18 protein-coding genes and 2 pseudogenes are annotated in these 20,872 nt (G+C 59.2%); 9 read left to right on the forward strand and 11 right to left on the reverse strand.

All coding sequences use genetic code 11. The annotated features are described in order from the left end of the window. Window positions 1–6: 6 nt before the first annotated feature. Complete coding sequence (locus NGR_RS22355; RefSeq protein ID WP_012708759.1) at window positions 7–759, reverse strand: 3-oxoacyl-ACP reductase family protein; 753 nt, start codon at window positions 757–759, stop codon at window positions 7–9. Between the two features lie 111 nt (window positions 760–870). Here NGR_RS22355 and NGR_RS22360 point away from each other — a divergent pair, with 111 nt between their 5' ends. Continuing rightward, entirely contained in the window at window positions 871–1,800 is a 930-nt protein-coding gene (locus tag NGR_RS22360) for a LysR family transcriptional regulator (RefSeq protein ID WP_012708760.1), read from the forward strand. A gap of 59 nt (window positions 1,801–1,859) precedes the next feature. Here the strand turns inward: NGR_RS22360 and NGR_RS22365 are convergent, their stop codons facing one another. The 3 genes from NGR_RS22365 to NGR_RS22375 all read right to left on the reverse strand — a co-directional run bounded on the left by NGR_RS22365 (window position 1,860) and on the right by NGR_RS22375 (window position 5,271). Next, window positions 1,860–3,806, reverse strand: coding sequence for an AAA family ATPase (locus tag NGR_RS22365; RefSeq protein WP_164924410.1), 1,947 nt, complete (start codon window positions 3,804–3,806; stop codon window positions 1,860–1,862). 32 nt (window positions 3,807–3,838) lie between these two features. Further along, window positions 3,839–4,450, reverse strand: coding sequence for a hypothetical protein (locus NGR_RS22370; RefSeq protein ID WP_012708762.1), 612 nt, complete (start codon window positions 4,448–4,450; stop codon window positions 3,839–3,841). A 224-nt stretch (window positions 4,451–4,674) separates the two neighbouring features. Next, a complete protein-coding gene (locus NGR_RS22375; RefSeq protein WP_240545164.1) occupies window positions 4,675–5,271 on the reverse strand; it encodes a hypothetical protein in 597 nt (198 codons plus the stop codon). Window positions 5,272–5,411: 140 nt separating this feature from the next. Between NGR_RS22375 and NGR_RS22380 the strand changes: the two genes are divergently transcribed. Both NGR_RS22380 and NGR_RS22385 read left to right on the forward strand, forming a co-directional pair. Continuing rightward, a complete protein-coding gene (locus tag NGR_RS22380) occupies window positions 5,412–5,558 on the forward strand; it encodes a hypothetical protein (RefSeq protein WP_164924411.1) in 147 nt (48 codons plus the stop codon). 4 nt (window positions 5,559–5,562) lie between these two features. Then, window positions 5,563–6,201 (forward strand): hypothetical protein, encoded by a 639-nt coding sequence (locus NGR_RS22385; protein WP_012708765.1) that lies wholly within the window; start codon window positions 5,563–5,565, stop codon window positions 6,199–6,201. Window positions 6,202–6,228: 27 nt separating this feature from the next. Here the strand turns inward: NGR_RS22385 and istB are convergent, their stop codons facing one another. Both istB and NGR_RS22395 read right to left on the reverse strand, forming a co-directional pair. Then, window positions 6,229–6,966: an IS21-like element ISRel16 family helper ATPase IstB gene (istB, locus tag NGR_RS22390; RefSeq protein WP_012706223.1), complete on the reverse strand. Its 738-nt coding sequence runs from the start codon at window positions 6,964–6,966 to the stop codon at window positions 6,229–6,231. Window positions 6,967–6,977: 11 nt separating this feature from the next. Next, a pseudogene (locus NGR_RS22395) lies at window positions 6,978–7,760 on the reverse strand (Mu transposase domain-containing protein); the annotation flags it as partial. A 44-nt stretch (window positions 7,761–7,804) separates the two neighbouring features. On the opposite strand from NGR_RS22395, the gene NGR_RS22400 reads away from it, so the two are divergent. The 4 genes from NGR_RS22400 to NGR_RS22415 all read left to right on the forward strand — a co-directional run bounded on the left by NGR_RS22400 (window position 7,805) and on the right by NGR_RS22415 (window position 11,068). Further along, window positions 7,805–8,068 carry a DUF5372 family protein gene (locus NGR_RS22400; protein WP_348774936.1) on the forward strand — a complete coding sequence of 88 codons (264 nt, stop codon included), beginning with the start codon at window positions 7,805–7,807 and terminating at the stop codon, window positions 8,066–8,068. A 190-nt stretch (window positions 8,069–8,258) separates the two neighbouring features. Next, window positions 8,259–8,708 carry a helix-turn-helix domain-containing protein gene (locus NGR_RS33245; protein WP_010875068.1) on the forward strand — a complete coding sequence of 150 codons (450 nt, stop codon included), beginning with the start codon at window positions 8,259–8,261 and terminating at the stop codon, window positions 8,706–8,708. 19 nt (window positions 8,709–8,727) lie between these two features. Next, window positions 8,728–8,994 (forward strand): transposase, encoded by a 267-nt coding sequence (locus tag NGR_RS33250; RefSeq protein WP_010875069.1) that lies wholly within the window; start codon window positions 8,728–8,730, stop codon window positions 8,992–8,994. Further along, the gene (locus tag NGR_RS22415) at window positions 8,984–11,068 is read left to right on the forward strand and encodes a recombinase family protein (protein WP_010875070.1); all 2,085 of its coding nucleotides are present in this window, start codon (window positions 8,984–8,986) and stop codon (window positions 11,066–11,068) included. Before NGR_RS33250 ends, NGR_RS22415 begins: the two co-directional genes overlap by 11 nt. Here NGR_RS22415 and istA read toward each other — a convergent pair. Continuing rightward, window positions 11,042–11,827 (reverse strand): annotated as a pseudogene (gene istA / locus NGR_RS22420) (IS21 family transposase); the annotation flags it as partial. The gene NGR_RS22415 and the pseudogene istA overlap by 27 nt on opposite strands. Before the next feature lie 163 nt (window positions 11,828–11,990). Here istA and NGR_RS22425 point away from each other — a divergent pair. Next, complete coding sequence (locus NGR_RS22425; RefSeq protein ID WP_164924412.1) at window positions 11,991–12,842, forward strand: hypothetical protein; 852 nt, start codon at window positions 11,991–11,993, stop codon at window positions 12,840–12,842. A gap of 149 nt (window positions 12,843–12,991) precedes the next feature. After that, window positions 12,992–14,791 carry an ATP-dependent nuclease gene (locus NGR_RS22430; protein ID WP_193377885.1) on the forward strand — a complete coding sequence of 600 codons (1,800 nt, stop codon included), beginning with the start codon at window positions 12,992–12,994 and terminating at the stop codon, window positions 14,789–14,791. 160 nt (window positions 14,792–14,951) lie between these two features. Here the strand turns inward: NGR_RS22430 and NGR_RS22435 are convergent, their stop codons facing one another. The 4 genes from NGR_RS22435 to NGR_RS22450 form a co-directional block, all read right to left on the reverse strand. Next, window positions 14,952–16,640, reverse strand: coding sequence for an AAA family ATPase (locus NGR_RS22435; RefSeq protein WP_012708769.1), 1,689 nt, complete (start codon window positions 16,638–16,640; stop codon window positions 14,952–14,954). A gap of 51 nt (window positions 16,641–16,691) precedes the next feature. Further along, window positions 16,692–17,756, reverse strand: coding sequence for a dsDNA nuclease domain-containing protein (locus NGR_RS22440; RefSeq protein ID WP_012708770.1), 1,065 nt, complete (start codon window positions 17,754–17,756; stop codon window positions 16,692–16,694). 516 nt (window positions 17,757–18,272) lie between these two features. Next, a complete protein-coding gene (locus NGR_RS22445) occupies window positions 18,273–18,677 on the reverse strand; it encodes a hypothetical protein (RefSeq protein WP_012708771.1) in 405 nt (134 codons plus the stop codon). Between the two features lie 28 nt (window positions 18,678–18,705). Then, a complete protein-coding gene (locus NGR_RS22450) occupies window positions 18,706–20,871 on the reverse strand; it encodes a TniQ family protein (RefSeq protein WP_012708772.1) in 2,166 nt (721 codons plus the stop codon). Window position 20,872: the final 1 nt, after the last annotated feature.

Genomic DNA, 20,872 nt, shown 5'->3' on the forward strand with positions numbered 1-20,872 from the left:
TGCTGATCAGGCGGTGAAGCCGCCATCGGCGACGATGTCAGCGCCGGTTACGAAGGCAGCCTCTGGGCTGGCGAGATAAGCCACGACACTGGCGACCTCGTAGTCCTTGCCGTAGCGGCCGATCGCCATGCCGGGGCCGACGATCTTCGAGACGGGACCTCCATCCGGGTTCATGTCGGTGTCGGTCGGGCCAGGGTGGACGGTGTTCACGGTGATGCCCTTGGGACCGAGGTCTCTCACGAGGCTGCGGTTGAAGCCGGCGACGGCTCCCTTCGTCAGCGTGTAGAGAGAGGCTGTCGGAAAGGCTGCATACCGGACCATGGACGAACCGATATGGATGATGCGCCCACCCGACTTCATGCGGCGTGCGGCTTCCTGCGTGCCGACGAACACACCGGTCACGTTGACCGCGATCATGCGCTCGTAGTCTTCGAACTTGATGTCCTCGATCGGACCGCCGAGTGCGATGCCGGCATTGTTGACAAGGATGTCGAGGGAGCCGAACGTTTCCTCCGTCTTGGCAACCGCAGCCCGTACGGATTCAGGTTTCCCAGAGTCGGCATGGATGGCGATGGCACGACCGCCTGCGTCTTCGATTTCCTTCACGACTGCGGCAGCCTTTTCCGGCGAGGCGCTGTAGGTAATGGCGACTGCGGCTCCATCTGCCGCGAGGCGCTTTGCGATGGCTGCGCCGATAGAACGGGAACCGCCCGTGACGAGAGCGGTCTTGCCGGAGAGTTTCAAAGAGATGTTGGTCATTGCGATCACTCCATTGCTCGGTTTCGATGGAGTGAATATCGCCCTCTTATTCCTCTATGATTAGAGACAATAGACTGTTATTAATTTCAAGCAATCATTGAAAGATCGCTCATGGAAACACTGGCAAATCTCGAGTCCTTCGTTCGCAGCGCGGAGCTTGGCAGCTTCTCGTCCGCAGCCCGCAGGCTGGGACTGACTCCAGCGGCGGTCAGCAGGAACGTCGCCGCTCTGGAATCCAACCTGAAGCTTCGGCTCTTCCAGCGCAGCACACGGAGTCTGGCACTGACGGAGGCGGGCGAGCGCTTCCTCCATTCGGTCCGTGACCACCTGGAAAGCCTTCAAGGTGCGATTGCCGAGGCTTCCAATGAGCAGGCCGAACCGGCAGGTGTGCTGAGGCTCAGCATGAGCCCCACATTTGGAATTGAGTACATTCTCCCGAAACTGCCCGAGTTCATGAGCCGGTACCCGCTGATCAGGCCGGAATGGATGTTCGAGAATCGGCAGGTTGACCTGATCGCCGAGGGATACGACGCGGCGATCGGTGGTGGATTCGAGCTGACACCAGGCATCATTGCGAAAACCCTTGCCTCGGCCCACATCATCGCGGTTGCCTCGCCGTCATATATGCAGGACCGCGTTCCGCCTCACGATCCATCCGGCCTGACTGAGCTGGACGGCATTGTCATGCGCTCGATGCGGACAGGTCGAATTCGACAATGGCAGATGCGAAACGTCGCAGGTGAAGAGCAGTCGGCGGCGCTGAAGGAACGGATCGTCGTCAACGACCCGGCCGCGATGCGATCCGCCGCGGTTCTGGGGCTTGGCGTCGCCATGATCGCGAAACCGGACGCATTGCCTTACCTGGAAAACGGTGAACTCGTCCGGTTGACACCTGGATGGTACGCGGACGCTGGTCCGATTTCGATTTACTATGCGAACCGGACCTTGCTTCCCACCAAAACCCGCGTGTTTATTGATTTCATCGGCGAGGTCTTCCAACGTGAAAGGTGGTCCGAACGGTTCGCGGGCACGTTGGGATAATGGCCCGTAGTTAATTAGCGGCTCCGCCCCTCTCTCGAGCGAGGAGCGGAGCCTGACCGCTAGCCGTCACGTCCTGACGGATGCGGATTCGGTGCCCCTGGACTACAAACGCCCAGAAGCGCCCGAATTTCGTCGCCGATGACGCGGCCCTTTGCGACCAGCGCCTCGGTAAGATGGTCGAGTTCCTCACGATGCTCCGCAAGAAGCGCCACCGCACGGTCGAACTGGGCCTTCAGCCTTGCATCGACGAGACCCCGCAGTTCTGGGTCACGATCACGGAGATACTCGAGGGGGCGGTCACCCTTTCCAAGCTCAACAGACAGCACCTCACCGAAACCAAAATGACGCTCCAGCTTCGTGGCGATATCGCTTGCCAGAACCAGGTCCGATGACGGCGCACCGCCTGCCCCGTCTGCATGGCAGCCATAGACTACCGTCTCGGCCGCGATGCCGCCCAAGAGCATGGCGATCCGGTCGTCGTAATAGCTTGCCGTCTTAACCCGACCGACCTCGGGTTCCAAGACGGTCATTCCGACGGACTGAGCGCCGACTCCAAGGGCCGCATCCCGGTCGATGTGAACCTGTTTGAGCACGTCGCTTGCAAGGACGACCGCCACGATGGCATGGCCTGCTTCGTGGACCGCGGTGTGGCGCAGCTCGCTCTCGCTCAGGACATATCGTGCGGGCATTACCTCGAGGAGGAGGTCTTCCGACAAGGCAACCTTCCGCCGCCTCGAAAGCCGCCGTGCGTCGCGAGCAAGCTTCTCGATGTCAGCACCAGACCATCCCCGGGTCGCCGAGACGAAACGGGCGAGATCGCCGCCGAACGCCTGATCGCGCAGATGATGTCGCAAAATCGCGACCCTGGCGGCAGCATCGGGCAATGGGATTTCGATCAGCGTCTCAAGCCGTCCCGGCCGAAGCAGGGCACGGTCGATGACAGACGGGTTGTTGGTGGCACCTACGACGATGACGCCCTCACGACCCTCTACAGGATCAAGGCATTCAAGCATCCCATTGATTACCTGCCGCCGATAATCCCTTGCATGGTCGTCGTCCCCTTCCCGATCACCGAAGCTGTCGAACTCGTCCACGAAGAGGATGCTGGGCGACTGCTTCATCGCTTGTGCGAATGCAGCGCGCATTGCCTTCAGGTAGTCGCCCAGATGACCGGCCGCCTGCCAACGGGCGGCAGACGCGACCACGAGGTCGACCTCGCAGGAATTCGCAAGCGCCCGGGCATATGTCGTCTTTCCGCAGCCGGGCGGACCATGCAGCAACGCGCCGCGATCGACGTCTTCCCACGCAATCTCCCCAGCCTTCCACGCACGCAAGTCCGCGGCTAGCTGAAGGCCCCAGGTCTTCGCTGCACCATAGCCCGCCAATTCCTCAAGGCTTGGTCCCTTGGGCTTCACTGGCGCGGGCGCGGACTTCTCGGCCTCGACGATCGATTTCTTCAGTTGGCGGACCGCGCTGAGCAACGGCCTCGTGCCGCGGACGGTCGACGCGATGGCGTCAAACGAAAACCCTGTCAGCAACGAGGCGATCTCCGGCGTCATCCCTCGCACTTTGGCGACCCGAGATGCCGCCATGTAGTGGTCGGCGGAGGGCGAAGGAATTTCAGCGATGACGTCGGCGGCCAACTTCACTTCTGAGGGGATGTTGTCCATTCTCTCCGTGACGAGGACGATCTGCCGACCGTAACGAAAGCGGTCGTAGATCGCCCGGGCGTCGGGCGGCCCATCGGGAACCGTCATGACGATAGCGATCTCATTACAGTCCTCATCCACAGGAACGGGGTCCCGGATTAGCGACGAGACGGCGCGTCGATAATAATCGCTCGTTCCTTCGGCGACATTCAGGATTACGATGAAGGCAATGCCTTTGCGTCGCAGGAAGGGTCTGAGGGCACCTCGAACGGCACAGCTGGCCGCCGCGACGACAAGGCTAGGCGGGGACTGGCGTCTGTTTAGCGTGAACGAACTGGGGGACATCTGGTGGCTCATTTGTGATCTTGGCACGGGGCGGCGACTTCCGTTCACCGCGATATGCGCCTCACCACCGTTTCCGGTCCTAACGGGGCATCGTCCAGGTCGACTTCGAGATATCGGTTGAGGATCATGGCGGCGAGGCCCGCGACTGGCTTCGTTTCCTGAAACGCATTCAGGCACTCGGCGATGGGCATCGATCCGTTTTCGTCGAGAGCGCCCAAGAGGCGCAGCCGATCGCCGAGCGGGACGGTGTAATTGCCGTAGCGGAGCAGGTCCTTGGCATTACGGAGGCGGAAACCTCCATGGAGTTCATCACGCGACATCCTGCGGTACGACGCGCCTCGCCTTCCAAAGGCTTGCTCTAAGGCAGCGGTGTCGACGGAGGGTTCGTGGTCATGGGCATCGACGAAAGCGATCCGGGCATTATCATGGATGACTTCGAAGTCTGGCACATGGTCGAGTTCGAGGGCGGAGCTTGGCATGCACCGCCATGACACGACCGAAGGCTCGACATCGAGCAGGCATCCGACATCACGGGCCGCCTGCGAGCGGAAGACCTTACCGCCTTCGCACCGCATAGTCGCCGAAGGATAGAAAATGCGGATCGATGTAGAACTAACGGCCGTCTGAATTGACGCCGACTGCCTGCCCGTACCCATGACAACCTCATACGCAAACATGGTCGTTCGCCGCCGCGGTCATCGCGACGGAAGATCAACGTATTCGTATGAGCCGGCTCTTTCTGATCATGGACAGAACAAATAAAGAACATTTTCATATAGTCAACCGGGGCAAGGCGAAAAATCGTGCTCCTGCAGTGATTTAGGGCAGTCCCCCGTCATACCGCATAGCACGATCCCTCGATTGAGAGCTGGCGTATGCTCTACTCGTGCAGGCCCCAGTTACGATCGGCATCATTCCGGCGATTGAAGGCCGCCGAAGGTTTGCCTGTTCCAGACGTGCGCCGCTGGCCATCAGAGCCTATCCAATGGAACGAGACCTCGTAGTCGGTATTCTTGCCACTGTTTGTCGGATACCCGTGGAGGGATTTTGTGACGTCGATGCCAGCGAGCGTGAGGGTCGCCTCGCCTTTCCCCACATGTTTCCAGAAGATGCGGTCGAGCAATCTGTTGTCCAAGAAATCCCGCTCCTCGACCAAGGAGATGTCATTCACGGCGGCCTGCTTTCGTCTGCGTTCAGCGATCTGCGCTCTAAGGACATCGGCGTTTTCCAGATACTGATCAGCAAGCGGGGTCTCCTGCACGACTTCGCCCCGGTCCATTGGCAGCGCACCTGCGCGATATGCCCTCAGGATGGCGGCGGCTGCATCTGGTCCGATGACGTAGACCGTATCGTACACGCTGTCACTTCGCGGGAAGATGTCCCGCCTCTCGTCTTTCGAGAGCAAATCACCATCCATGATCAGGGTGCGTGTTTTGCGGGGCTTGACCCCAGGTAGGCGAGAAATGAAATCCGTCAATGGAAGCAAAGCGTCCTCCGCAATGGTTGCTGACGATATGTAGACCCTTGGTCCGCCTCATCCAAGTCGACGATTTGGTCCACTTCCGGAATCCTGGTTCCCGGGCTAGCCTCTCGCACCCACAGCGATTCAAGGCCCACATGGCAACAAAAACCACCATTGCAGACCTGTTTCCAGACGACGAGGGCATGATCCTCGTTGCCAAGGACGTGAACGACGGATCGCCGCGTCATATCACCGAGGTCCAACGGTGGAGACTGCAGATGCGTCTGCTTCGGATGCGGTAGGCCATTGGTTGCAAAGAACGGCGGCGACCCGTCTCGAATGGCGTACCACTTCGCCCATCGCCCTGAAGACATGGTCTACGACTGCACGACGGCGGGCGAGACCGCTCTTCATGCACGCGCCAAGGAGATCATCGAGAAACACCGTCGAGTGACCCTGCCGCCGACGACCACACCAGACCTTGACGGAAAGCCAGTGGACGTCACACCCGAGCGGTCTATAGACCTCACCGATGTCCTCCTCGAGACGGCAACAGGAGAACTGATCCCCGACGTCACCGCGACAATGCCAGATGGTCGACGGCTCTTCATCGAGATCGCGAACACACACCCCTGCCCTCAATCGAAAATCGAAAAGTTGGGCATCATGGGCGTTGAGGTCCTAGAGATCGAGGTGGCAGCATACAGGAACACCCCTCTCGATGACCTCGACGAGATCATTTTGGACCTTGCGCCGCGCCGACTGATCCATTGTTCCGAAAGAACGGCTAAGGCGGCTGAGATCGAAAAGCAACGCCGTCGTATTGAGGAGGCAGAACGCCAGGATGCCGATTCCGATGAAGCCGCCCCTTTGTTCCGAGATGATTGCGCCCCCGGATTCCGGGATGATCTCGCCCCCTTGAGGCTGGGGTCCTGCTGGCTGTAGTTGTTGTCAGTTGATCGTGGTCGCGTGTCAAGATTTCCGGCGCTGGTTTTGCCGTAAGCTTTCGCCGGATAGGTCGATGCGGTGGGCATTGTGAACGAGGCGGTCGAGGATGGCATCGGCATAGGTTGGATTGCCGATGATCTCGTGCCAGGCTGAGACCGGAAGCTGGCTGGTGATGATCGTCGAGCGGCGTCCGTAACGATCTTCGAGGATCTCCAGAAGATCGTGGCGCGCTTGCTCATTGAGCGGTTCCAGACCCCAATCGTCAAGGATCAAGAGCTGGACGTGCCCGAGGGTTCGCTGCAGTCTTGCGTATCGACCGTCGCCGCGAGCCAAGGCAAGATTGGCAAACAGCCGCGGCACACGCTGGTAGAGAACCGAGCGATCGTCGCGACAGGCTTTGTGCCCAAGCGCACAGGCCAACCAGCTCTTGCCGACGCCGGACGGCCCGCAGATCGCCAGGTTGTCGTGGGCATCGATCCAGTCGCCGCCGATCAGCTTCATGAACAGCGCGCGATCGAGGCCGCGTTCACTGCGATAATCAACATCCTCCGGCACGGCCTGATGGCGCAGCTTGGCGAACCTCAGACGTGCGGCAAGCTTGCGATCGTAGCGCCAGCTCCATTCTCGCTCGAGCAGCAGCCCCAGCCACTCGGCATGGGACAATTGTTCGCTCTCGCCGTTGCTGATCAGTTCGTTGAACGCCTTGGCCATGCCGGTCAGGCCCATGGCGTTCAATTTATCAAGGGTCGGGTGGGCAAGCATAGGTCTTCTCCTCAGTGGTAATAGCGGGGACCGCGGATGTTGGAGTGGTGGATGGGTTCAGGTGAGGCTGTGCCGGCTGACGCTGGCGATCGGTCGAGATTGTTGTCGAGAATGGAGCGCACCGATCCATAGGTTCGCGCGCCGATTTCCAATGCCCGGCCGCACGCCGCATTGACCCTCTCGCGCTCGAAGGCTTTGACGAGGCGGATAATGCCCAGACAGGCTCTGTAGCCCTGTTCCGGATGCGGCCGATCAGCGAGAATACGTTCGCAGAGCAAGGCAACGTCCGATCCGATTGCCGATGCTTCGCGGCTAATGCGCTCGATCGTCCAGTCGGCAAAGCGGCGATGCGATGATGGCATGTGTTCGGGTGTTGTCGTGTGCTTGCCATTGCCACTCGAGCGTCGGTGGGCAGCGATGCGCTCACCTTTGTGGAAGATCTCGATGGTATTGGCGGTGATGCGCGCCTCGACCTGCTCACGGGCAAATCGGTAGGGCACCGAGTAATAATGTTTGTCGATATCGACATGATAATCGAGCCCGGCCCGGCGTATGCGCCATTCCGCAAAGACGTAGCGTTCGGCGGGCAGCGGCCGCAGAGCAGGATGGTCGATCTCTTCAAACAACTGCCGTCGCGTGCGCCCGACCCGGCGCAGAACACGGGTGTCGTTGAGATCGACGAGCAATTCACCAATCGCAGCATTGACGTCGGCAAGGCTGTAGAAGACGCGGTGGCGTAGCCGGCCCAGCAGCCAGCGCTCGACAATGCGAACCGCGGCTTCGACTTTTGCCTTCTTTCAAGTCCAGGACTGCAGTTCGTACTGACACTCAAGTGCGTATAGAGTTCGAGGTCACGCACCCGTTCCATCCGTGGCGCGGCCAGCGCTTCGTGTTGTCGACACGCAAGCAGAACTGGGGCGAGGATCGCGTCATGTTCTACGACGCGGATGGGCGGCTTCGCTCGCTGCTTGCGTCATGGACGGACGTCGCTGCACCCGATGTTTTCATTCAGATCGCGGCCGGTAGGTCGTTCGTGCGTCCAGATGATCTGGCAACCCTAGCCGCATTGATCGAGCAAATCGAGCGCAGCCATGGCGGCTGAATGCGTGTCAGGCAATTTATGCCGATTATGTAAATCTAATTATGCCGAATCATACGGGCGCTCACAGCGATAATTGCCTCTACATTGTAGTTATATGCAGCATAAACAGCCATATCGCCCGGCGTCGTTAGGTTGACACGTTCTCTATCGAGGCGTAATTTGATTTACACCACTAGGAAGAGGTTATGCCATGCCCAACGAGACCAAACGTGAGCGACTGCGCGAGCTCGGAGCACTCAATGCGCGGCCCGAAGCCGTCCGTGCACCCTGGTTTCGTGAGTCCACCTTCTTCGATCCTCTCGATCTCGTGCAGGTGAAGTACGAGATGCTGCGTCACGTCCAGGAGGATGGCGTCAACAAGGCCGATGCCGCCGCGCTTTTCGGTCTGTCGCGGCCAACCTACTATCAGGCCGAGGCCGCGTTCGAACGCGACGGCATTGCCGGCCTGCTGCCGCGCACCCGAGGGCCAAAGTCGGCCCACAAACTCACCGACGAGGTCATGCAGCTCATCGAGCAGAACCAGCATGCGGGCGCCCCGCTGCAGGCGCGCTCCCTGGCAGAACTGCTGCATTCGACGCTCGGCATCAGTGTCCATCCCCGCAGCATCGAACGCGCGATCGCCCGTAAAAAAAAACGGTGAGCCCCATGCACGCACCCCGGTGCTACCGCGCAGCTGCAAGGATTTCTACGAGACGCTGCGCACCGCCGTCCTTTGCGGTCAGGCCTGCGCCAAGGACATGGGCGCCATCGTTTTCCACGGCCTTTGGCAAGGGCTGGCGGTGCTGATCGCGCAGCCTCCCCCGCCGACGCATCGGCGGCTGGAATCACGGCCTACGGCTTCGGTCGCAGTGCACGATCGCCAGCTCGTGCACATGCTCGCCAACATGGTGCTGGCAGCAGAGACCCGAGGGAACCATGTCTACTGACATCGCCATAAAGGTTGACGCCGACCATCTGCGGCGTGATGCATTCCTCTACGTGCGTCAGTCCTCGCTTCGTCAGGTGTTCGAGAACACCGAGAGCACCAAGCGGCAATACGCCCTGCGCGATCGCGCCGTGGCGCTGGGCTGGCCGATCGAACGTGTCCACGTCATCGATAGCGACCTCGGCCTCTCCGGCGCGCAGTCGCAGGACCGCGACGGCTTCCAGCACCTGGTGAGCGAAGTGGCGATGGGACATGCAGGGATCGTGCTGGGGCTGGAAGTGTCGCGCCTGGCACGCAACAATGCCGACTGGCACCGTCTCCTTGAGCTGGCCGCCTTGTCGCGCACGCTCATCATGGACGAGGACGGCGTCTATGATCCGGCCTATTTCAACGACCGCATGCTGCTCGGCCTGAAGGGCACGATGAGCGAGGCCGAACTGCACATCCTGAAGTCGCGGCTGCAAGGCGGCATTCTCAACAAGGCGCGCCGCGGCGAACTCGAGATGCCGCTGCCGATCGGGTTGGTCTACACCCCTGACGCGCGGGTCGTGCTCGATCCCGACCGACAGATCCAGGACACGGTGCGGCTCCTGTTCGATACTTTCCGCCAGACCGGCTCGGCCTGCGCCGTCGTGCGCCGCCTGCGGGGCGAGAAGATCCTCTTTCCGCGGCGTATCCGTCGCGGCATCGGCAAGGGCGACGTCCTGTGGAACGAGATCGACCATTCCCGCGTGCTCCAGATCTTGCACAACCCGCGCTATGCCGGCGCCTTCGCCTATGGACGCACGCGCACCGCCTACAATGCCAAGCTGAAGCCCGTGCAACTGCGCGTGGCGAGATCCGACTGGCAGGTACTGATTCCCGACGCCCACGACGGCTACATTTCCTGGGCCGAATACGAACGCAATCAGGCAGCCCTGGAACAGAACGCCACCGGTTTTTCACCCGGCCTGCGTGGACGCATGCCCCGCCAGGGCAGCGGCCTGTTGCAGGGACGGCTGCTGTGCGGCCGCTGCGGTGCACGCATGCGGGTCCATTACGAGCCGTTCGAGGGGCGGCTGCGCCCATATTACGTCTGCAACGAAGCCGTCGTGCGACACGCCGGCAAACACTGCCAATGGGTGCGCGGTGCTCCGGTCGACGAGGCGGTGAGCGCGCTACTGCTGGAGGTAATGGCGCCGGCAGCGATCGATGTCGCGCTTGCCGTGCAGCAGGAGATCACCCAGCGCGTGGAGCAGGCCGCGGCGCTGCGCGGCACGCAGCTGCAACGCGCCCGCTATGAGGCTGAACTGGCCCGCCGGCGCTACCTGAAGGTCGATCCGGACAACCGCCTGGTCGCCGACGCGCTGGAAGCCGACTGGAACGCACGGCTGCGCGACCTCGACGCACTCCAGCGCGAGCACGAGCGCCAGAACGAGGCCGACCACTCGCTGCTGGACGAGCCAGCGCAGCAGCGCATCAGGGCGCTGACCGCCGATTTCCCGCGCATCTGGAACGACGAGCGCACCGGTGCCGTCGAACGCAAGCGCATGCTCGGCCTTCTCATCGAAGACGTGACGCTGCTCGTCGACGATGAGGTCAACATCAACATCCGTTGGCGCGGCGGGCGCACGCAGAGCCTGTCGGTGGCCAGACCTCGGCCTATGTCGGTGATACGCAAGACGCCGGCACAGGTCGTGGCGTTGATCAACGAGCTGCTGGAGGCCACCAACGACCGGCAGATCGCCGCTCGTCTCAACGAACTCGGGCATCGCAACTGGCGCGGCGAACCCTTCACGCCGAAGAAGGTCATGCTCGTGCGCCGCACCTATGGTTTGAAGAGCCGGTACGAACGGCTGCGCGAGGGCGGCATGCTCACCGGCGAGGAAGTAGCCCAGCAGCTCGGCGTATGCGAATCGACCGTTCACCAACTCGGGCGCAAAGGCACTCTCAAGCGTCATCGATACGCCAGCAACCATCGATACTTGTACGAACCGCCGGGCAACGTCAGACTCGAAAAAGGCGCCGGCAGTCGATATGGTGGCCGTCAACCCAGATTAATTGTCGCTCAACCACTCCAACAAGGTGCATCGTGATGTCCGCTCCTTATCGCGCGGCCGGCGCGGTCGCGTCGGAAGAACAGCGCTTCCGTAATGCGCTGCCATGCCGGCATAGGTGCGATTGACCTGCGGATCAAAATGGCAGGCCTTGATGACGGCGACCTTGGCATTATCGGGCACCAGCAGCGCCGGCGCACCACCGAACGCCTCAAGCGCCAGCAGGTGGCATTCAATCCAGTCGGGAAGTGTTTCGCTCCAGCGAGCATGTGCGAATGACAGGCTCGATGCCCCGAGCACTGCCACGAACAGGTGCGCTTGCCGCGTCTTTCCCGACAATCGGTCGATGACCACTGTGACCGTGTCGCCGGCATAGTCGACGAACAGCTTTTCGCCGGCCGCATGGTCCTGGCGCAGCGTCACCGGCAGCTTCAGGGCCCAAGCGCGATACAAATCGCAGTAGCGGCTGTAGCGATATCCATCGGGATGAAGGCCGATATACTCGTCCCACAGGATCTGCAGCGTCACATGCTTGCGTTTCAGTTCGCGATGAACATGCGCCCAATCCGGTTCAACGCTGCGCCGGTGACCGGTCTTCGTGCCGGCAGCTTTATAGAGAGCCGCTTCCAACACCGCATCGCTGACATCGTCGCCCAACGGCCAGGAAAGTCTGGCACGCTCCAAACGGCGCAACGTCTCGCGCACGGTCGAGGGGGCCGCGCCAACGCGCACCGCAATCGACTTGTGGCCAAGCCCTTCCTCAAATCTGTATCTCAGAATCTCGCGGACACGCCGCATCTTTAGTCTCTCCGCTGGCATCCCGTTCCTTCCCCTCTGACACTGAAAGGAGGAACGTCTCACCAGCAGGACACCCCGACAAACGACCCCGTTCAGGGGGCGGCATCATCTCGGAATCAGGGGGCAACTAATTCTCGGAATTGGGGGGCGGAATGATTTCGGAATGCGGGGGCGGCTTGCCTCGGAATCCGCACGCCAGGAAGCTGAGCGGCTTGTAGCCGTCTATCGAGAACCCCCGACGGCCAGACATCGGAAGGCTGTGGAGCTGGTCGAGGAGATGTCCCTGTGGGGTCTTGATGAATTCATGGACGCGGACGACACCCAGCCGTCGGCGTTCATCGTTCCCCGCTGCCAATGGCAGGCCGCTGTGCTCTTCAGGTTCATGGACACCCAATATCCCGCCACCGTGTCGCCAATCGACATGGTGGACAGGTTCAGGGAGCGGGAGTGGGAAAAACCGGACCTCGTATTCATGAAGACCGAGACATCGCGGAAGATCGCCGCCTTGGCCGAGGACTTCAAGTCGGCCTACGAGGAGGTCCTGGCCTACATGAGACGGCTGGAAAAGGCGGAGGTCGTCTACCAGAAGCCCGGGAAGACCTTCTACATGACCTATGACTTCAAGAAGAAGCTCAAGGCTACCCTGGAAGCGCTTCAGGCGGCCGACGCCAACAGGGACGTCATCAGAGAGGTATACGAGGACATCGAGAAACTGCTGAAGCCCGGAGGCGGTGGTATGCCGGACTTCGAAGGATGGCTACAGCAACAGGCAAACCAGCATGAACTCGCCGTCCAGGAATTCCTGGCTAACGACGACCTCGTCTATGGCATCGTGGAAAACCTCAAAGAGATAGAACAGGTCATCCAAAAGCGCGCGGACGGCGAATGGGAGGAACTGCCCGACGACCTCATGGGCCTTCCGTTGGTCGACATGGTCAATCGTCTCATGCAGACGTGGCATGAAGCCGAAGAGAGCGCGGGTGACGGCTGGCGGGCGAGGATGGAAAATCCTTAGATCGATGCATACGTGATCCGAAACAAATCGCGGCACTCCAGAAAGGCAGGAAATCAAGGAACCCGTCGGCCTCTCGCAAAGCTACCTTCCCCCTGCACCCCTGCCGGGTTAACATCATGGACTACAACCAATGTCAGGAGATGCAGTGCATGAAATTCGCAGGTTTCAGGGTCCAGAATTTCCGCAATATCTTGGACTCCGGGTGGATCGAGGCCAATCGGATCACGGCTTTCGTCGGGCAGAATGAGGCAGGGAAAAGCAATCTGTTCGAAGCCCTGTACGTATTGAACCCCATTATTCCCGATATTGAATACTCGGTAGACGAGGACTGGCCCGTCGACCGTTGGGAAGGGAGAAAAGATGCCGAAGGAGAACCTGTATGCGAAGCGAGATTTGAACTTAACGCAGCGGAGATCGCCAGTCTGTTCTCCGCCGCCAGGGTTCCTATTCCCGCTCCCGCCGACGGCGAAGACCCAGTCCCTGAACCGCAGCTGCCAACCGACGCATCGCTGAACCTGACCAAATGGTATGGCTACAAGACCGAGCACAAAGCCGTTGGATATCCCGAGGGAGCGCTCGATCCAGCAAAGGTCGCAGAGTGGGCCACCAAGAATGTCCCGAAGTTCGTCTATATCCGCGACTACGAGATGTCGGGCGCTCAAGTCGAACTGGACCAGCTGTATCAGCGTCTGACTAATGTCGGTGGCAAACGCCATCAACTGAGCAACGAGGATCAGACGGTCCTGATTATTCTCGATCTCGCGAACATCGACCTCAAGGATTTCATCGAAAAAGGGAAGACAGCCGAAGGTCGCACAAACCGTTCTTTCGACAAGCGGTCGGCCTCGAAGTATCTGACGAAGCAGTTCTCAGAGCTGTGGCGACAGAAGGAGGTTGAGTTCGATATCGAAATCGATGGACCAACGCTGAACATCTTCGCAGAGGACGCGAATATTGGAATGCCCGTACGCCTCCACCGGCGTTCTACAGGATTCCGATGGTACGTTTCATTCGCGTGGAAATTCACGCATGCCACCAAGGGCGATTTCAAGAACTGCGTTCTCCTGCTCGAGGAGCCTGGCGTCCATCTTCACTTCACGGGCCAGCGCGACCTCCTGACTGTCTTCGATAGGCTGTCGGCGAACAACACGATCCTGTATACCACCCACCTCGCATCTATGGTCGATCTCGCGCATCCTGAGCGTGTCCGTATCGTGGAAAGCCGTGACCACCATCTCTCGATAACTCAGGGCATCGTCAGCCAGCAAAAAGAACCCATGGCTGTCATCGAACAAAGCCTGGGCCTCACGGGAGATCAAAGTGGTATCCTCGGCAACCGCCAGGTCCTCATCGTCGAGGGCGGGGATGACACCGTCGTCCTCAACAAGCTGTCCGGCCTCCTCAAGTCCGGGGGCAAGGAGGGCCTCTCCGACCGCGTTTATCTCTGGCCCGCACACGGCGCGCAGAAGACCCCGATGTACGCCGGCTTCGCTATTGGACAAGGATGGGATGCAGGCGTCTTGCTGGATAGCGACGAGGCGGGGAACGATGCAAAAAGCAAGATCACTGAGCTTTACCTTCCGAAGCTGGCTGAGGGGAAGGAGCAAAAGTTCAGAACGCTAATGCTAGGACAGGCAGCCGGTTCAAAGAAAACCGATTTCGCAATTGAGGACCTGTTCCCGGACGCTTTCTACGTTGACTGCGTCAACAAGGCCTACGGCTTGGCGATCAAGCTAGACGACTTGCCGCAGGACGGATCGGACATGATCACGAAACGCGTAGAACACCTTCTGAAATCTCGATACGGCCACAAGAAACTCGATAAGAGAACCGTGATGGCAGAAATGTGGAAGCGCTTCGATACCTGGAAATCCGTAGACGATCTGCCGAAAGAGGCAGTGCAACATTCAGAGAAGGTGTTTAAGGTTATCAACGCCGCCTTCGGATGATCGGCACGATCCGTCCTGCATTTCTGAAACTGATATGCGGGACGGATCGTTATGCTCCGGTCATCGCTGTAGTCGACCGAGACTCCGAGTGAAGTTCGGCGTCGTGGTCCGCCGCGCACTATGGCGCGAAGCGGATTGAGAACCGCTAGCTGGCAGATGGTCACATTCGCTCTATCAGCGGCGACAACCTTGCATAGACAGCCTCATACTCTCCTGACGACAGTATAGACTTCTTCTCAGTGAACTCGCGCAGCATGCTGGCGTCGATCGCGTTGCCGTGGAGCGAGATCGTTCCGATAATCGTCTGGCCGCTATGAGGTCTTGCCGACGTGACGAGCTTGATGATTGCCGGTGCATTGGTCATGTCCTGCTCTTGCTGGACGGGACTGTCGATAACCAACGGGGCTGCAAACGCCGTCGAGAATTTTCGGATCGTTACATCCAATGCCAGAATGTAGGCGAGCAAGAGCCGTGGCTGTTCGCTCCCCGTCTCGACGATGCGGCCGCTGATCTTCGTAACGGCATCGTTGTCGGCGTCCAACACATTCAGCGCCTTCATGTACTGAGACATGAAGGCCGCGTAGTACTTCTCGACTGTCTGCCGTGTGGATGGATTGTCGATCTCGCGGATATCGGTGTCGATATCCGATATCTCAGAAACGATTTTGCCGATCTGAGTTTCGAGGTCATCTATCTGGCTGCGAAGCAGGGCCGCCGCCGTGCGGCGTCCCTCGTTCTCGATCAGCTCACGAAGGGTGACGTCACCCCGTCGTTCATCGAGAAGGGCCTGAATCTCCGCGATCGTTTCGTCCGCCGACCGAATTTGCCTCTGGATTTCTTCGACACTCTTGGCCAGTCCCCGCTTCTTCTGTTGGGCGTCGCTGAGGAAGGTGAAGCATTCCTCCCGATCCGTCAAAATGGCGAAACGGTTGGTGAAATCATTCAGGTGCATCGTGCCACAAGTCGGGCAAGGGATTTTATCCCGAATGTCGTCTGTCGCCCACTGCGCGTCCTCTGACAGCTCAGCAATCGATGCTTCGACGATCGCGATCTGCTCGTCGATTAGCACTCGCCGGTCAACGATATCGGCAAGTTCAGCCGCACGGGTCTGCCGAAGTTCTCGTATGGATTTGACCTTGACGAGTAAGTCCTGGATCGCATTTTCATGGTCTTCGAGAGACAGCTCAACACCGCTGAAACCCGGCTCAAGCCGCAGTCTGCTGATCGCGTTCTGGACAATGGTGCGATCCTGCCCGAGTTCCTTGGTCTGTAAGTCCAGCTGCTTCTTTTTCGCAGTCAATTCGTAATATCGGTTCGGTCTGATGCCCGAATGAAATTCGACCACGGAAGTCTTGAAGTTGGAGTACTGCGTGAGGCGGTCGAAAGAATTCAGAGGCTTCGACCAGCCTGCGTCCTGGTCAACGTAGAACGGCAGAAACGCATATGCAGGCGGTGGCTGCTCGGGCTCTCCCTTTCTATTGGAGAGGACGAGATTGAAGTCGAGAAGATCGGCCAAGAACGGTCCGAGTTCGCTCGTGAAGGAGTTCGTCGACAGTAGGAGTCGATCTCCCTCGTCGAAAATCGCCACGCGGTCCTTGTTGCGTAGAGCCTTATATCGGACGCCGTCGATCGTGAACGTCAACAGCCCCTTGACGGCTACCTTCTTCCATTTCGGATGAATTACGGCTGGCGCAGCACCCAAGGTCCAGTATATGTGCTTAATCAGAGATGATTTTCCGACTCCGTTTTCCCCGGTTATTACCGTCAGTAGGGGATGAAACTCCACCTTCCGCGCTTTCCGTTCGGTCAGCGACAGCAACTCCAGACTTTCGAAGATCAAGTTTTTCATGGTTCTTTTTTCTGAGGTTTCGGACCAGTAGGAGAAATCTGTCGCTGTCTCTCATCGCTTGTACTCGTAGAGGATGACCGCCTTAACGAAGTCATCGGTCGCATTGGGCTTCCAGCGCCTCACTTCGTCAGAGACAAGGGGTAAGCACCCTTCCATTCCCCCTTTCAACGTGGCAGCGGCGTCGATGACGGGGGTGACTGTTTCCTTCACGTTTGCCGCAAGCTCTAGGGTGCCAGCACTCCAGCGGCGCTTGCGTTCGGCCATGTAGCTGTTCCACTCCCGCTCTAGCCTGCTGTCTTCCTGATGTGGAACCGCGAGTTGCCGCGAGGTGGTTTCCCAGCTTGGCCGGTATAGATACGCACTGTCCAGTGCCCCGAGCCACTTGTCCATGTCTGCCCGGGTCATGAATTTCGACGCTTTCAAGTCGGCGAAACTCTTCACATTCGCGAGCCGCTTGGAACGCCTTTTTCCTTCGTTTGCGAGATGAAGCGTGAAAGGGACGGAACCGGGTTCGGCACTGGTGTGGTCCTTCAAGAACAGACTGACCTCACCGAAAACGGCTTGTTCGTAGCTTGCGAGGTTGAGTTCACAGTAATCGAAATGGAAATAGCCAAGGTGATCGACTTCCTTGAAGCCCTTATTTTCGAGCTTCATTGCCGTCACGAACTTGGCAACGTCTTCGGGTTTCGCCGTGCTGAAGCTGGCCTCGCCGTACTTCGTGCCGATTTCGACGAGGGGTTGGTTACTGACAAAGACGAGCTTTTCAGCGGCGCTTCCAAACCGCTTGAAGTTGCCGAACATCTTACCGACGAACGAGGCTTTCGGTTTAGGGACCTTCCCCGTGCTCATGGGACGGTCAACCAGTCTTGTGATGGTCCAGTTTCCCGCTTCCTGTGTCTTTACCTGATAGAAGACAGCTTTCGTGGGGGCGTCGGCGTCGTCTAGCGAAACGATGTCGTCATGGAATTCAAAGGCGACGGCGTAATTGAGATCGGCGGCATGCAGTTTGAGAACTTTGGATATGCCCCATGCGGTCTGAAAGTCGAACCGGTCGATGGCGGTGCGTCCGCCGTTCTCGGGCTCCTTTACCGTCATCATGTCGTCGATCAGCTTCACCACGCCTCCTGAAGTCCGTATCGAATCGAGCGGTTCCTCCGTGGGCTGTATCCTATTGGTGTCTTTGGTTTATTGGAAGCCGGATCGCAGAGGACATGTATCGCCCTTTTTGTTCCGGAAGGGCAACGCCGCGACCTCGCGGCACGCTCGGAGCGTTCGAATGGCGGCGCGACAACTTGCGCCCAATGGTCGTGCTGTGCCGATCCTCCACCATTTTGTGGACACCGTTAACAAATGACGAACATTTACCGTTGGGTGAAGGGCCATTTCCTCGAGCCAGAAATCCTGTACCGCCTGCGGCTGAACGTCGACGCTTACATCCGCAATCAAATCCTCGTGGAGATGCGCCGCGGCACCGGGACTTCCCCTGTTGACGCCATCCTGGGAGGCGTTGGCTATGTGAACCGACATCTGCCACATCTGGAATCGCCGCGAGTGAGGTCCCAAGGCAGACCTGTAATTCCGGCGAAGAAGCGCGGGAGGAGACGGCGTCGATGGCCGATAGATGCCCTACAGTCAGGACTCCAATGGCAGCTTGATCGATGGGAACTTGGGCTGGATCAACTTGATGAGCTTGGTAAAGGGCTTCTTGTGAAGGAAGAGGTCCAGTGGCTTTGCTCCCGCGAACAGTTGCCTCGTTCCAAGGTGCAGCTTATTGCCAACAAATCTGTGGGGGCCGCCGACGCAGTGTGCGTGCGGCCGTGAGGGGAATGGATCGGCATCAGTTTTGTGAACCTGCCAAACGCAATTGTCGACCTTGTAATCCTTCTGCACCAACACGTAGCCATCTGCATTCTGGAAGACAACGTCGTCCCCTAGATCGACAACAACGAAATCGTCATTGTCGTCCAGAATTGTACCGCCCGGCCATTCTACCTCCTCATTAGCATCCAAAATTCTGACAATCCGCATGCCAACCATCGACCTTCTCCCGAAATGAAGGATGAGATTATGCTGGCGGACCAGAGTTGTCAGCGGTTTTCCGCTTCCTCCACCGTTCCCTCGTCTTCGCGTTTTGCCGCGCCGTGGCCTCCTTCATCACAGCGTCGAAGACACCGAGCATTTCCTTTATTGAGACGACGTAGTCCTCCGTATTCAGGTCGAACCAGAAATTCTGCCGTTCGCCCCTAGCGCTCAAATTGATATGGATTCCACCAAGACCCGGGTCGTACTGAAAGTGCGCCGACATACCCCTGCTTGAGTTCCAGACGCGTTGGCCACACATCGGCAGACGTGGCGGGAAAATCAGGTACGGACAGACCTTGGCCGCCTCTGGCACGATGATTTCCCAGAACCTGTCTACTCTGGCGTCTTCCAAAACTGTTGGATCGTTCTCCAGTTCATAGACCCGCATGACATCGTCCCGCCTGAAAACGGTGTCGATCTGCTTTCCGCCCTTGACGAATTTAACGATAGGCCGGACGCCCTCGCGCTGCATCCTCCAAGTCACCGCATGCCCGGAGATGCCCATGCCATGTCCGAAGTCGGACGCCTTGGCATGGCCGGCAGCGAAAGCTTCGACTGCCTCGCGGGAAATCAGGACCTGACGGGGACTACGTTCCACCTCCCCCAGATGACCTTCCTTCACCAAAACGAACACCGTCTCATACGTCATGTTCAGGAGCGCCTGGGCCTCGCCCATGGTCATCGTCTCGTCAGAGCGCGTGAACGACTGACGTTTCCGCTTAGCGTCCGTGTGTACCATGAGTCGCTTGAAGCCAGGGACGTCGCTGCGCTTTTCGCAGATGACGACCTCGCCTTTCAGGCACGCGACAGCCAGTTCGCCGGGCAGGATATTGTTGCGGACACGATAGGTGTGGAATGTAAGGCCGTAGGCAACGGGACCAGTCACCGGGAGGTCCTCGATCAAACGCAGCACATTGGCAACCTGATCCGGCGAATACCGTCCTCCTGCACGTCGACCGGGATTGAGCCCCTTGAAAACGGACAGGTAACCAGCGTGAACTAGATGGCGGATGGCATCCTGGTGAATACCGAGCCGCTTTGCCGCCTCGCCAACCCCGATAAGGGTCTCCTTGAATTTGGCGATAGCGGGGATGGCCTCGGCAGCCACGGTGCGGCGCTCTCGAGTTTTCTGAAGGACGCCGATCTCGCGAGCCAGGAGCTCGACCGCGCGGGGTTCGATGTTTAGCTGCTTCGCAATCTCCACACGCGGAGCGAACTCCACGTCGAAGTCCTCGTCTTTAACACGCCGGTCGTATCCTTCGGTCTCGAACACGGCGGCCTCTTGGAAGGCACGCCTCAGTGTCGATCGGAGGCTTTCGGGAAGAAAAGCTAGCATCGGATAGCCCCAACTGAAGTGGGCCGCGACTCCCCTCGCCTTATGTCCGCGCCGATATTTGCGGTGCCAAGTTCGGAATGCTTCGGCCAAGTCTCCCCTGTCCCCGCAAAGAGCGCCGTAGCCGATGTCCCCGGAGTGTTGGCCGATTGCGGGATGTTTCCTTACAGGTGGGTTTTCGAGAAAGCGGCCGACGAACTCGCAGTAGTCGATGACGTCGGGAATGCTGATGGCGTCGAGCAACGGCGCACTGGTCGGCTCGAGCCAGCCGAAGCGGCCGAGAAGATATCGGGCAAACGGCGCGCCGTCGTCTCGCTTGGGCAAGGGATGGCCGAGCGCATAGCCGTCACGGGAGTATTCAAAGCCGAGCCACGACCAAGGGACAAGCGTCCCGCCCTCATCGCGCGTCACCAACTCGACACAGTGGATCGGGCAATGGCGGATGGATTCAACCTCCCACCATCCGCGGTGACGGGGGGACTCGTGGATGCAGCCAGGGCACCAGCGCCGCATCCCTAATCGAATGTGGTGGTACGGCAGACTATGTCCTCGGAGGACATAGCCGTCGCCGTCACGGAGCGGCGTGTTGAAGCGCAGCCGCTTGAACCACTCGGGCGGCATGGGATGCCGCTCGAGGGTTTCCATCAACTGATTGGTCGCGACGCGGTTGACCTCGAGGTCGTTCCATTGGGCGAAGGTGGTCATGCTGACCGAGCCTTCAAGCTCGGCCAGCCGCATGAAGTATCCGTGGGCGGGTTCGTCGGATGCCGGAGAAATGTCCCAGCGCGAAAATACAAGGGTCTGGATGAATGTCATG

The organism is Sinorhizobium fredii NGR234 (genome assembly GCF_000018545.1).
Classification (GTDB): Bacteria; Pseudomonadota; Alphaproteobacteria; order Rhizobiales; family Rhizobiaceae; genus Sinorhizobium; species Sinorhizobium fredii_A.

Coding starts and splice junctions, on each gene's coding strand:
- NGR_RS22355 (WP_012708759.1), bottom strand. CDS start 759: ATGACCAACATCTCTTTGAAACTCTCCGGCAAGACCGCTCTCGTCACG.
- NGR_RS22360 (WP_012708760.1), top strand. CDS start 871: ATGGAAACACTGGCAAATCTCGAGTCCTTCGTTCGCAGCGCGGAGCTT.
- NGR_RS22365 (WP_164924410.1), bottom strand. CDS start 3,806: ATGAGCCACCAGATGTCCCCCAGTTCGTTCACGCTAAACAGACGCCAG.
- NGR_RS22370 (WP_012708762.1), bottom strand. CDS start 4,450: ATGGGTACGGGCAGGCAGTCGGCGTCAATTCAGACGGCCGTTAGTTCT.
- NGR_RS22380 (WP_164924411.1), top strand. CDS start 5,412: ATGGCAACAAAAACCACCATTGCAGACCTGTTTCCAGACGACGAGGGC.
- istB (WP_012706223.1), bottom strand. CDS start 6,966: ATGCTTGCCCACCCGACCCTTGATAAATTGAACGCCATGGGCCTGACC.
- NGR_RS33245 (WP_010875068.1), top strand. CDS start 8,259: ATGCCCAACGAGACCAAACGTGAGCGACTGCGCGAGCTCGGAGCACTC.
- NGR_RS22415 (WP_010875070.1), top strand. CDS start 8,984: ATGTCTACTGACATCGCCATAAAGGTTGACGCCGACCATCTGCGGCGT.
- NGR_RS22425 (WP_164924412.1), top strand. CDS start 11,991: ATGCGGGGGCGGCTTGCCTCGGAATCCGCACGCCAGGAAGCTGAGCGG.
- NGR_RS22430 (WP_193377885.1), top strand. CDS start 12,992: ATGAAATTCGCAGGTTTCAGGGTCCAGAATTTCCGCAATATCTTGGAC.
- NGR_RS22435 (WP_012708769.1), bottom strand. CDS start 16,640: ATGAAAAACTTGATCTTCGAAAGTCTGGAGTTGCTGTCGCTGACCGAA.
- NGR_RS22445 (WP_012708771.1), bottom strand. CDS start 18,677: ATGGTTGGCATGCGGATTGTCAGAATTTTGGATGCTAATGAGGAGGTA.
- NGR_RS22450 (WP_012708772.1), bottom strand. CDS start 20,871: ATGACATTCATCCAGACCCTTGTATTTTCGCGCTGGGACATTTCTCCG.